Consider the following 12,519-nt stretch of genomic DNA (forward strand, 5'->3'; position numbering starts at 1 on the left):
TGGTCAAAAAACAGGCGTAGAATCCGCTTCGTCAAATAATTGAGGTTGTAAAGTATTATGGTTGATCGTGAATTAGGAAACTGGAAAGACTTCATTGATGAGATGTTGGGCAACTGACACAGCGTTGAAGCAGATGGCAAGGTTGAGTCATTGGAAAGTCACTGAAACACCTTGGGAACGAGATTATCGTTCGAAAAAAGCAGCATCGGTAACCCGACGCTGCTTTTTTTATGCGCCGCCGATCACTCGCCGGCGGCTGTTGTCGTGGTGGCCGGATGCGCTTTACCCGGGAATCGGCGCCGCACCAGCACAAAGAACAGTGGCACGAAGAAAATCGCCAGCAGGGTGGCGGAGATCATGCCGCCCATCACCCCGGTGCCGACCGCATGCTGGCTGCCGGAACCGGCGCCGCTGCTGGTGGCCATCGGCAGCACGCCGAAGATGAACGCCAGTGAGGTCATCAGGATCGGCCGCAGACGCATGCGTGACGCGTCGAGCGTTGCCGACATCAGATCCTGCCCTTTATGGTTCAGCTCATTGGCGAACTCGACGATCAGAATGGCGTTTTTCGCCGACAGCCCAATGATGGTCAACAGGCCGACCTGGAAATAGACGTCGTTCTCCAGCCCTCGCAACCAGGTGGCGGCGACTGCGCCGATCACCCCCAGCGGCACCACCAGCATCACCGAGAACGGTATCGACCAGCTCTCGTACAGCGCCGCCAGGCACAGGAACACCACCAGCAGCGAGATGGCATACAACGCCGGCGCCTGCGAGCCGGACAGCCGTTCCTGATAGGACATTGCTGTCCATTCCAGACCAAAGCCGGTCGGCAGTTGGCTGACCAGTTTCTCCATTTCCGCCATGGCGGTGCCGGTGCTGACGCCGTTGGCCGCCTCGCCGACAATCTCCAGCGCCGAGCTGCCGTTATAACGCTCCAGCCGCGGCGAACCGTACTCCCAGTGTGAGGTGGCGAAGGCCGAGAACGGCACCATGCCGCCCGCGCTGTTGCGCACATACCATTTGTTGATGTCATCCGGCAGCATGCGGAACGGCGCCGCAGCCTGCACATAGACTTTTTTCACCCGGCCGCGATCGACGAAGTCGTTGACGTAGGTCGAGCCCCAGGCGGTGGAGAGGGTGTTGTTGATGTCGTCGATCGATACGCCCAGCGCCTGGGCCTTGCGCTGATCGATATCGATTTGCAGCTGCGGGCTGTCGTCCAGGCCGTTGTGGCGCACGCGCGACAGCAGCGGGTTTTGCGCCGCCAGCTGCAGCAGCTGATCGCGCGCCGCCATCAGCTTGGCGTGGCCGAGGCCGGCGTGGTCTTCCAACTCCATATCGAAGCCGGAGGAGTTGCCGAGGCCGGTGATAGCCGGCGGGCTGCTGGCGATCACCCGGGCTTCGTTAATCTTGTTGAATGCCAGCGTGGCGCGGTCGATGATGTCGAACGAGCTGTTGGCGCCCGAGGTGCGCAGATCCCAGTCTTTCAGCCGCACGAACAGGCGCGCCACGTTTTGGCCGTTGCCGCCGGGCCCGGAGCCGATGATGGCGAATACTGACAGCACGTCCTGTTTCTCTTCGGTGAGGAAATACTGCTCGACCTTTTCCACCACTTTGGAGGTTTGCTGCAGGGTCGATCCCGCCGGCAGCTGCACCTGCACGGTGAAGATGCCGCGGTCTTCCTGCGGCAGGAATGAGGTCGGCAGCTTGATGAACAGCAGCGCCATGCCGCCGAGCAGCAGCAGATAAATCACCATATAGCGGCCGCTGGCGTGCAGGATCCGCCCCACGCCGCGCTCATAGCGTTCGGCGTTGCGGTTGAACATGCGGTTGAACCAGCCGAAGAAGCCGCGCTTGCCGTGGTGATGGCCCTTGGCGATCGGTTTTAGCAGCGTGGCGCACAGGGCCGGCGTCAGGATCATCGCCACCAGCACCGACAGCACCATGGCGGAAACGATAGTGATGGAGAACTGGCGATAGATGGCGCCGGTGGTGCCGCCGAAGAACGCCATCGGCACGAACACCGCCGACAGCACCAGCGCGATGCCGACCAGCGCGCTCTGGATCTGCCCCATGGATTTACGCGTGGCTTCACGCGGCGGCAGGCCTTCCTCGCTCATCACGCGTTCGACGTTCTCCACCACCACGATGGCGTCGTCCACCAGCAGGCCGATCGCCAACACCATGGCGAACATGGTGAGGGTGTTGATGCTGAAGCCGCAGGCGGAAAGGATGGCGAAGGTACCCATCAGCACCACCGGCACGGCGATGGTGGGGATCAGCGTGGCGCGGAAGTTCTGCAGGAACAGATACATCACCAGGAACACCAGCAGGATGGCTTCCAGCAGCGTTTTCACCACGTCCTTGATCGAGGCTTTGACGAACGGGGTGGTTTCATAGGCCACTTTGGCCTCCAGCCCGTGCGGGAAGTATTGCGACAGCTCGGCGATCTTGTCCTTCACCAGTTGGTCGGTCTGCAGTTCGTTGGCGCCGGAGGCCAGCTTGATGTTCATGCCTGCGGCCTGCATGCCGTTGTAGCGGCTCAGGTAGTTGTAGTTCTCGCCGCCCAGCTCGACGGTGGCGACGTTGCCCAGCGTCACCAGCGACCCGTCCTGGTTGACGCGCAGAGTGATCTGGCGGAACTGCTCCGGCGTCTGGAGCTGCGACTGGGCGTTGATGGTGGCGTTCAGCGCCTGTTTATCGACCGACGGCGTGCCGCCCAGCTGGCCGACCGCCACCTGGGCGTTCTGCGACTGAATGGCTTTGACGACGTCCTGGGTGGTGAGCTGGTAGCTGTTGAGCTTGTTGGGATCGAGCCAGATGCGCATGGCGTATTGCGAACCGTACACGTCCATGCTGCCGACGCCGTTGATGCGGCTGAGCGGATCCTGCAGGTTGGAGACGATGTAATCGGCGATGTCCTGCTTGTCCATGCTGTTGTCGGTGGAGACGAACGCCACCATCATCAGCGTGGTATCGCCGGATTTGGAGACCGTAACCCCCTGATTCTGCACCGCCTGCGGCAGGCGTTTAATCGCCGCCTGCAGCTGGTTTTGCACCTGCTGCATCGCTTCGTTGGGATCGGTGCCGGCTTCGAAGGTCAGCGTGACGGTCGCCTGACCGGTATTGGTGCTCTGCGACGACATGTACATCATGTTGTCGAGCCCGGTCATATTCTGTTCAATGATCTGCGTGACGGTGTTTTCCAGCGTTTGCGCCGAAGCGCCTGGGTAAGTTGCGCTGATGCGCACGTTCGGCGGCGCTAAATTCGGGTATTGTTCCACCGGCAGAGAAAAAATCGCCAACGCCCCGGTCAGGCAAAGAATAATTGCCAGTACCCAGGCGAAAATCGGGCGATCAATAAAAAAATTGGCCATGCAGCGCGAACCTCGTTATGACTTGTTCTATCTTTAAAACGCATCAGAATTATACATTTCAGCGGCAGGGAAGGATTCCGGCGCTATTGCACTTTACTCGGGATAGCCGAGTAAAGCGTGGAGAAAAAAAGGAGATAGTGTAAATAACGGTAGCGGGAAACCGCGTTGGCGCATTGGCGCCGGTTATTGCCGTCTATTAAGACATTTTTATTACTATCAAAGGCCTTGCGCGCCCCTTCGTCGCAGGGAACCGGAAAGTAAACCGGACTCACTTTACAGCAGGAGCTTGGCATGGGAATTAACCCGGTATTTGCCCGTCGGCTTTATTTGTGCTGGCTGATCAGCCACAGTGAGCGGCCCAATGTGCCGCGGTTGATGGCGCTGACCGGTTGGCCGCGCCGCACGTTGCAGGATGTGCTGAAGGCGCTGCCCGGCATGGGCGTCGAACTGCAGTTCGTGCAGCAGGGTGTGCGCAATAATGACGGTTTCTATCAGTTGGAAAGCTGGGGGCCGTTCAACAAGAGCTGGGTGCACCAGCATCATCAGGCGCTGCTCAGCGCCATCGAGTAAGCTGCCCCGGCGCACGGCCGGGGCGGGCGATCATTGGTTCTTCTGCTCCAGGTACATCACCGTCGCTGCCACGCGGGAACGCACGTCCAGCTTGCGCAGTATGTTGCGAATGTGCACTTTCACCGTTTCTTCAGAGATATGCAGCTGCGCTGCCACCTGCTTGTTGGACAGGCCGCGCGCCACTTCTTGCAACACGTCCAGCTCGCGTTCGGTCAGGGCGGCAAAGGGATTGCGCTGCTCGCCGCGTGCAAGCAGGTAATCCGCCATGGCGTCGCTGATCACATTCTGCCCTTCGGCGGCGGCGTTGATGTGTTCCAGCAGCTGCTCCGGTTCGCTGTCTTTCAGCAGGTAGCCATCGGCGCCGGCATCGATCAGCGCATACAGATCGCTGCGCGCGTCGGAGACCGTCAGCACGATGATGCGTGCGTCCACGCCTTCCTCACGCAGGGCCTGCAGCGTATCCAATCCGGACATGCCCTTCATGTTCAGATCCAACAAGATCACGTCCGGGGCGTGCTGCAGCGCCAGCGCAACCGCCTCGCTGCCGTTGCCGGCCTCCGCCACCACCTCAAATCGCGCATCCAGTCCCAGCAGTTGTTTGATGCCGCGCCGCATCAACGGATGATCGTCAACGATCATGACTCGGTATTGCTTCATCACCATGAAATATGCTCCCTGTAGCAAGTAAAGCCACTCAAACGCGCCCTACGGCGTGCTTCACAGTGGGACTGTCTCTTCAAAAATAGCGGCAATCTGCGCCGAAAACCTGATCGGGCGGCATTCCGGCTGGCGGCAACCGTAACGCAAGGTGAACAGCCGCGAGGTCAGGGCGGAAAGGTCAGGCAGACCGCCGTGCCGCCGCTGCTTCTGCGCCGGATACGCAGCGTTCCTCCCAATCGCGCTGCACGTTCGCTCATGATGGTCAAACCATAATGTCCTTCCGGCTCCTCCAGGCTGGCGATGCCGCAACCGTCGTCGGTAATGCTGAATAGGTTGTCGCCCGCGGCGTTGACCTCGCAACAAACCGCGATTTCGTCCGCCCCGGCGTGCTTGACGGCGTTGAGCACCGCCTCGCGCACGATCTGCAGCGCGTGCACCTGCTGCTGGGCGTTGAGCGCCTGCGATGACAGCCGACAGTGTAACTGAATCCGTGCGGTGGTTAGAGCCTTTAATGGCTGCAACAGCTGCTCCAGCGCGGCGTTCAGATCCGCCTCCTGAATGTTGAGGCGGAAGGTGGCCAGCAATTCTCGCAGCTGGCGATAGGCATCGGCCAGCGTGCGATCGAAATCGTCGATGATCGTCTGCTCCGCCGGCCGATCGGCGGTGCGCCTGAGCAGCGTCAGCTGGATGCGCAGGAATGACAGCGTCTGCGCCAGCGAATCGTGCAGCTCGCGGGCGATGGTCGCGCGCTCTTCCATCAACAGCAAATACTGGTGCTGCTTCTGCGCCCGGTTGAAGTAGACGCCGCGGCCCAGCATGTTGGCCAGGCTTTGCATCAGTTGAGGATGTGGCGGGTGCGCTTCGGGCTGCCAGCGCAGCTCGCCCAGCGGTTTTTCGCCCTGGGTGATCGGCAGCGCATCCCAGGCTTGCGTCGGCGCCGCTTCTCCTTCGCTCAGTTGCCACTGGCCATGATCGTCCACGACGTTCAGCCGGATGCAGCGCAGCCGTTCACTGTGGCGCACGATGCGCAGCACATTTTCGAACGCCTGCTGATCGATCTGGCGCACGCTCAGCGCTTGCGAACAGCGATACAGCACCTCCAGCGTTTCGTTGGCCTGCTGCAGACGCTGGGTCTTTTCCTGTACTTTCAGCTCCAGCGACTGATAAAGCCGGGCCAGTTCGTCCGACATGGCGCTGAAGGTTTGCGACAGCACGCCGAGTTCGTTCGGCAACGCCACGTCCAGCGGCGGGTGGCTGAAATCGCGTTGCTGCACGCGCTGGCTGGCGTCGACCAGATGCTGCAGCGGCGCAACCACCTGGCGGCGCATAAAGCGGATGCAGAACAACACCAGCCCGATGATGGCGGCGTAGCCCAGTATGCTGACGACGGCCACCAGGCTCAGTTTCAACTCGGAATAGCGCTGCAGGGCGGAAACGAAATGATCGACGCGGTTGACGTGGCCGGCGACCTCCGCCCGGTAGGCGGCCGCTTGTCCGTCGCGGATTTGCCGCTCCATCGTTTGCCACGCTTGCTGCAGCCCCAGATAATGATCGCGCACCTCGGCGGGCACGTAGAAGCGCGTCAGCTTGTGCAGCGCCGGCGCCTGCAAAGACTGCCGGTACTGCTGCAGATGCAGCTCCAGCTCGGCGCTCTGCCGGTCGAGATCGTAGGCCAATCGATAGCTTTGCATGCGCAGCGAACCGGCGATATTGATCGCTTCTGCGTCGCTCTGGCTGCCGGCGACGGCGGTCAACGCCAACCCGGTGGCGAGCACCGACAGTATCACGATGCCGAACAACGCCCTGGCCAGGCTGCCGGTCACGGTACGTTTAACAAGCAATCAAGGATCCTTCTCTCTCAGGTGAGGCGCTTCGCCAGTTTCATTCGAAAGCAAAACTATAACTTTTGCAACTAAAATGCACCGCGATTTGTATCAAGTTGTCAACAAAACGGGAACAATTGTCGTTGCACAATCAAATGAATAGCAAAATGCCCGCTGTTTTTCGGCGGCGGGTCGATTTCCTCTGGCGATTTGTCTTTGGGGGGCGAATCGCACTGGGTTTTATGCAATGTAATGCGTCTGGGCTCGACTTATTTTTCATTATTTTAAGCGATATTAAGTCCCGACTTGGCTGGCGGGACGCGGTACGATTTTTGTTGCAAATAGCCTGCCGCTGCGTGGCGTAATCGCGGTATGATTTTCAGGTTGCAACCAAGGGAAAAGGGTCATGTCGTCGAAAATTGAGAATGTGAAGAAAGAGCTGCTGTCGGACAACTGGTATGTGCTGCACAAGTATACGTTCGATCTGAAACGCAAAAACGGCGGTTCAGTACAGCAGATGCGCGAGGTCTACGATCGCGGCAACGGCGCCACCATTTTGCTGTACAACCGCGCCAAGGGCACGGTGGTGCTGACCAACCAGTTCCGCATGCCGACCTATGTCAACGGCAACGAGAGCGGCATGCTGCTCGAGGCCTGCGCCGGCCTGCTGGACGCCGATTCGCCGGAGCAGTGCGCGCGCCGCGAAGCGGTAGAGGAGACCGGTTTTCAGGTGGGCGAGGTCAAGAAAATCTTCGAAGCCTACATGTCGCCGGGCGGCGTGACCGAGATCGTGTACTTCTTTATCGCCGAATACCATGACGATGAGCGTCGTGCGGCCGGCGGCGGCATTGAAGATGAAGATATTGAGGTGATCGAGTTGCCGTTCAGCGAAGCGGTGGCGATGATCGCCGATGGCCGGATTAAAGACGGCAAGACCATCATGCTGCTGCAGTATTTGCAGATTCATCGGGTGATGGAATAAAAAAAAGCCGGTCATGATGACCGGCTTTTTTATCGGCTGACGCCAGGCGGCTTACTTCAGCAGCGCCTGCGCCTTGGCCACCACGTTGTCCACGGTGAAGCCAAACTCGGCGAACAGCTGCTCCGCCGGCGCCGACTCACCGAAGGTGGTCATGCCCACGATGGCGCCGTTCAGCCCCACGTACTTGTACCAGTAGTCCGCGATACCCGCTTCCACCGCCACGCGCGCCGTTACCGCCGCCGGCAGCACCGACTCGCGGTACGCCGCATCCTGCTTGTCGAACGCATCGGTCGACGGCATCGACACCACGCGCACCTTGCGGCCCGCCGCGGTCAGTTTGTCCGCCGCTTCCACCGTGATGCCCACTTCGGAGCCGGTGGCGATCAGGATGACGTCCGGCGTGCCCGCGCAGTCTTTCAGCACGTAGCCGCCGCGGTACACGTTCGCCAGCTGCTCTGCGGTGCGCGGCTGCTGGGTCAGGTTCTGGCGCGAGAACACCAGCGTGGTCGGGCCGTCGTTGCGCTCGATGCCGTACTGCCACGCCACCGCCGATTCCACCTGGTCGCACGGGCGCCAGGTGCTCATGTTCGGGGTCACGCGCAGGCTCGCCAGCTGCTCCACCGGCTGGTGGGTCGGGCCGTCTTCGCCCAGACCGATGGAGTCGTGGGTGTAGACGAACACGTTGCGCAGCTTCATCAGTGCCGCCATGCGCACCGCGTTGCGGGCGTATTCCACGAACATCAGGAAGGTCGCCGAGTACGGCAGGAAGCCGCCGTGCAACGCGATGCCGTTGGTGATGGCGGTCATGCCGAACTCGCGCACGCCGTAATGAATGTAGTTGCCCGCCGGGTCAACGTTCAGCGCTTTCGAGCCGGACCACATGGTCAGGTTGCTCGGCGCCAGGTCGGCGGAGCCGCCCAGGAACTCCGGCAGCACCTTGCCGAACGCTTCCAGCGCGTTCTGCGACGCCTTGCGGCTGGCGATGTTGGCCGGGTTGGCCTGCAGTTTTTCCACGAACGCTTTGGCGTCGGCTTTCCAGTCGGCCGGCAGCTCGCCGTTCATGCGGCGCTTGAACTCGGCAGCCTGCTCCGGGAAGGCCTTGGCGTAGGCGGCGAACTTGTCGTTCCAGGCCGCTTCCTTGGCCTGACCGGCTTCTTTGGCGTCCCACTGGGCGTAGATGTCCTGCGGGATTTCAAAGGCGGCGTATTTCCAGCCCAGCGCTTCGCGGGTGGCGGCCACTTCAGCTGCGCCCAGCGCGGCGCCGTGCACGTCATGGGTGCCGGCCTTGTTCGGCGAACCGAAACCGATAACGGTCTTGCACATCAGCAGCGACGGCTTGTCGGTCACCTTGCGGGCTTCTTCAATCGCCGCCTTGATGGCGTCCGGGTTGTGGCCGTCGACGTTGCGCACCACGTGCCAGCCGTAGGCTTCGAAACGCAGGGCGGTGTCGTCGGTGAACCAGCCGTCGACGTGGCCGTCGATGGAGATGCCGTTGTCATCGTAGAAAGCGGTCAGCTTGCCGAGCTTGAGGGTGCCGGCCAGGGAGCAGACTTCGTGCGAGATACCTTCCATCATGCAGCCGTCGCCCATGAAGGCGTAGGTGTGGTGGTCGACGATGTCGTGGCCAGGGCGGTTGAACTGCGCCGCCAGGGTGCGTTCGGCGATGGCGAAGCCGACGGCGTTGGCGATACCCTGGCCCAGCGGGCCGGTGGTGGTCTCAACGCCCGGGGTGTAGCCGTACTCCGGGTGGCCCGGGGTTTTGGAATGCAGCTGACGGAAGTTCTCCAGCTCGCGCATCGGCAGGTCGTAGCCGGTGAGGTGCAGGAGGCTGTAAATCAACATGGAGCCGTGGCCGTTGGAGAGCACGAAACGGTCGCGGTCAGCCCAGTGCGGGTTAGTCGGGTTGTGGTTGAGGTAGTCACGCCACAGGACTTCGGCGATGTCCGCCATGCCCATAGGGGCACCCGGGTGGCCGGAATTTGCTTTTTGTACGGCGTCCATGCTGAGTACGCGGATGGCGTTGGCAAGCTCTTTACGAGAAGACATAACGAAACTCCAGTACGGTTACAGTTGAGCGGCCAACATGTCTTCCAGCTTCTGCTGGTCGACGGCGAACAGGCGAATGCCTTCGGCGAGTTTCTCCACCGCCATGGCGTCCTGGTTGTGCAGCCAGCGGAACTCCGCTTCGGCCAGCGGAGCCGGTTGGTGGAAGCCTTCGGTAGACGGGGTCAGCTTGCGCTCAACCGGCCGGTCGCTGTTTTTCAGCTGTTCCAGCAGGTTCGGCGCGATGGTCAGACGATCGCAGCCGGCCAGCGCCAGAATTTGCTCAACCTTGCGGAAGCTGGCGCCCATGATCACCGTCTGGTAACGATGACGCTTGTAGTATTCATAGATGGTACGCACCGACTTCACGCCCGGATCCTGATCGGCATCGTAGTCGGCGGCAGGCTGTTTAGCCTGATACCAGTCATAGATGCGGCCGACGAACGGCGAGATCAGATACACGCCGGCTTCGGCGCAGGCGCGGGCCTGAGCGAAAGAGAACAGCAGCGTCAGGTTGGTGTTGATACCTTCTTTTTCCAGCTCTTCGGCGGCTTTGATGCCTTCCCAGGTGGAGGCCAGCTTGATCAGAATGCGCGACTTGTCGATGCCTTGCTCTTGATACATGGCGATCAGCTTACGCGCTTTGGCGACACACATGCCGCGATCGAACGACAGACGGGCGTCCACTTCGGTAGAGATGCGGCCCGGCACGCTTTTGAGGATCTCGACGCCGATGTTGACCGCCAGCTTATCGCTGGCGTTGATCAGCTGGGTTTCCTTGCTGCCACCCTGGCGGCGGGCATATTCCAGCGCTTCGGTGATCAGCGCTTTGTACTGCGGCAGCGCGGCGGCTTTCAGGATCAGCGAAGGGTTGGTGGTGGCGTCCTGGGGTTCGAACTGGCGGATGGATTCGATATCGCCGCTGTCGGCGACCACCGTGGTCAGCTGCTTGAGTGCGTCTAATTGATTCATTGATAAGCTCCTTGACCAAGCTCAACGTAGGGAAATGAGAACCTTTTTCATCATAGGGGGAACACACTGCATCATCGGGTCGGGAATGAAAATGCGCTTTTTCTGATTGTTGCGATGGATAATAACAATGGATGCCGAGTAAACCCAGGCGGAGCGCGGCTTGCGCGCGACCGCCATCGAGGCTGAAAGCGGTTTAACGCCGCCCGACCACGTTTTCGTAGTAGCCGATTCGTTCGACCTTCGGCGCTGAACCGCCCCCTTCAAATTCCGATTCCAGCCAGGCATCGACGATGGTTTTCGCCAGCTCTGCGCCGATGACCCGCGCGCCCAGCGTGATGATTTGCGCATCATTGCTTTTGCGCGCCCGTTGGGCGGAGTAAGTATCGTGACATTGCGCCGCGCGAATGCCGGGCACTTTATTGGCCACGATACTCATGCCGATGCCGGTGCCGCACAGCAGGATCCCCCGCCGATGTTTTTCCTCCCGTATCGCCTGCGCGACGCGATAGGCGATATCGGGATAGATCCCGGCTTCTGCGGCGCGATCCGTCGTGTAGTCAATGACGGGGATATCCCGTTGTTGCAGGTGGGCGACGATCAGATCCTTGAGTTCAATGGCGGCATCATCGGCGCCGATGGCGATAGGCAGCATAGCGGTCTCCTGGTTGATAACGAAAAGGGCGGCGATCCTCGGTGGCGCCACGTTCATTACCGTATCTCTGTTTTATCAAATGTTCAATTGATGATCTTTTGTTTTTTCGTATTGCTCTTCTTTGTTCCACTAAAAAGGTGATTTGTGTCACTGATTAAGGGTTTTAAAGCGTTACTCATCCTTGGGTAGGTGGGTTTTTGAGCGATATCACACTTTAACAAGTTCGCTGTGGGCAAATTGAACGCTTGGCGTTAGTGTTCATTTGTTCTTTGTTTGTGTTAATGATCAAAAGAAATCACCCTACCAGAGGAGAGTGCTATGTGTCAGACCTGCATAACAGAGGCGAAAATGGCGGACGGTATCCCCGAGATCATGAAGGCGGTAGTGGCGTACGCTCCTAAAGATTACCGCCTGGAACAGGTGCCGGTACCGAAGGTTGGCCCGAAAGAGATCCTGGTGAAGATCGAGGCCTGCGGCATCTGCGCCGGCGATGTTAAAGCGTTCGAGGGGGCGCCCAGCTTCTGGGGCGATGAAAAACAGCCGGCGTATATTAAGGCGCCGATGATCCCCGGTCATGAATTTATCGGCCACGTGGTGGGATATGGCGATGGCGTTGAGGGGTTCAAGATCGGCGATCGGGTGATATCAGAACAAATTGTCCCCTGCTGGCAATGCCGCTTCTGCAACCGCGGCCAGTATTGGATGTGCGAAAAGCATGACCTGTACGGTTTCCAGAAAAACGTCAACGGCGGCATGGCTGAGTACATGAAGTTCACCAAAGAGGCGATCAACTATCATGTGCCGGCCGATCTGCCGATCGAAAAAGCCATTCTGATCGAACCCTATGCTTGCTCCTTCCATGCGGTGCAGCGCGCCAATATCAAGCTGGGGGACGTCGTGGTGTTGGCCGGGGCCGGCACCCTGGGGTTGGGCATGATCGGGGCCATCAAAAAGTCCGGGCCCTCGAAGCTGGTGGTGCTGGATCTGTCCGACGATCGTCTGGCCCTGGCGAAGCGCTTCGGCGCGGATGTGACGCTGAATCCGACCCGTGACGACGTGCCTGCGGTCATTAAAGCGATGACCGACGGCTACGGTTGCGACATCTATATCGAGGCGACCGGCGCGCAAAAGTCCGTGGAACAAGGCCTGACGCTGATTCGCAAGCTCGGCACCTTCGTCGAATTTTCCGTTTTCAAAGATCCGGTGACCGTCGACTGGAGCATCATCAGCGACCGCAAGGAGCTGGACGTGCTCGGTTCGCACCTCGGCCCTTACTGCTACCCGCTGGTGATCGAAGGCATCGCCAATGGCGATCTGCCGACCGAAGGCGTGGTGACGCATACGTTGCCGCTGGAACAGTTCGCCGAGGGCTTCGAACTGATGAAGCGCGGCGTGGGTTCAATCAAAGTGGTGCTCAATCCAAACCTCTGAAGCCTG

10 protein-coding genes are annotated in these 12,519 nt (G+C 60.0%); 4 read left to right on the forward strand and 6 right to left on the reverse strand.

Annotated features, from left to right (window positions below; genetic code table 11):
* Window positions 1–57: 57 nt before the first annotated feature.
* Entirely contained in the window at window positions 58–117 is a 60-nt protein-coding gene (gene ypfM / locus ACRAWE_RS01405) for a protein YpfM (RefSeq protein WP_100396732.1), read from the forward strand.
* Window positions 118–242: 125 nt separating this feature from the next.
* On the opposite strand, the gene acrD is transcribed toward ypfM, so the two are convergent.
* A complete protein-coding gene (gene acrD, locus ACRAWE_RS01410; protein ID WP_019453878.1) occupies window positions 243–3,380 on the reverse strand; it encodes a multidrug efflux RND transporter permease AcrD in 3,138 nt (1,045 codons plus the stop codon).
* 291 nt (window positions 3,381–3,671) lie between these two features.
* On the opposite strand from acrD, the gene ACRAWE_RS01415 reads away from it, so the two are divergent.
* On the forward strand, window positions 3,672–3,950 hold the full coding sequence (locus tag ACRAWE_RS01415; RefSeq protein ID WP_004941750.1) for a winged helix-turn-helix domain-containing protein: 279 nt from the start codon (window positions 3,672–3,674) through the stop codon (window positions 3,948–3,950).
* A 30-nt stretch (window positions 3,951–3,980) separates the two neighbouring features.
* Here the strand turns inward: ACRAWE_RS01415 and ACRAWE_RS01420 are convergent, their stop codons facing one another.
* Window positions 3,981–4,613: a response regulator gene (locus tag ACRAWE_RS01420; RefSeq protein ID WP_063919850.1), complete on the reverse strand. Its 633-nt coding sequence runs from the start codon at window positions 4,611–4,613 to the stop codon at window positions 3,981–3,983.
* 161 nt (window positions 4,614–4,774) lie between these two features.
* Window positions 4,775–6,451, reverse strand: coding sequence for a nitrate/nitrite two-component system sensor histidine kinase NarQ (narQ, locus tag ACRAWE_RS01425; RefSeq protein ID WP_198636990.1), 1,677 nt, complete (start codon window positions 6,449–6,451; stop codon window positions 4,775–4,777).
* A 388-nt stretch (window positions 6,452–6,839) separates the two neighbouring features.
* Between narQ and nudK the strand changes: the two genes are divergently transcribed.
* A complete protein-coding gene (gene nudK, locus ACRAWE_RS01430) occupies window positions 6,840–7,415 on the forward strand; it encodes a GDP-mannose pyrophosphatase NudK (protein WP_432524516.1) in 576 nt (191 codons plus the stop codon).
* Between the two features lie 51 nt (window positions 7,416–7,466).
* Here the strand turns inward: nudK and tkt are convergent, their stop codons facing one another.
* The 3 genes from tkt to rpiB form a co-directional block, all read right to left on the reverse strand.
* On the reverse strand, window positions 7,467–9,461 hold the full coding sequence (gene tkt, locus ACRAWE_RS01435) for a transketolase (RefSeq protein WP_063919849.1): 1,995 nt from the start codon (window positions 9,459–9,461) through the stop codon (window positions 7,467–7,469).
* Between the two features lie 18 nt (window positions 9,462–9,479).
* Window positions 9,480–10,430, reverse strand: coding sequence for a transaldolase (gene tal, locus ACRAWE_RS01440; RefSeq protein ID WP_019453873.1), 951 nt, complete (start codon window positions 10,428–10,430; stop codon window positions 9,480–9,482).
* Between the two features lie 193 nt (window positions 10,431–10,623).
* The gene (gene rpiB, locus ACRAWE_RS01445; protein ID WP_063919848.1) at window positions 10,624–11,082 is read right to left on the reverse strand and encodes a ribose 5-phosphate isomerase B; all 459 of its coding nucleotides are present in this window, start codon (window positions 11,080–11,082) and stop codon (window positions 10,624–10,626) included.
* Window positions 11,083–11,400: 318 nt separating this feature from the next.
* Here rpiB and ACRAWE_RS01450 point away from each other — a divergent pair, with 318 nt between their 5' ends.
* The gene (locus ACRAWE_RS01450) at window positions 11,401–12,513 is read left to right on the forward strand and encodes an MDR/zinc-dependent alcohol dehydrogenase-like family protein (RefSeq protein ID WP_063919847.1); all 1,113 of its coding nucleotides are present in this window, start codon (window positions 11,401–11,403) and stop codon (window positions 12,511–12,513) included.
* Window positions 12,514–12,519 lie beyond the last annotated feature (6 nt).

It is taken from the genome of Serratia sp. BFP-2025 (assembly GCF_050880365.1).
In the GTDB taxonomy this organism is placed as follows: Bacteria; Pseudomonadota; Gammaproteobacteria; order Enterobacterales; family Enterobacteriaceae; genus Serratia; species Serratia surfactantfaciens.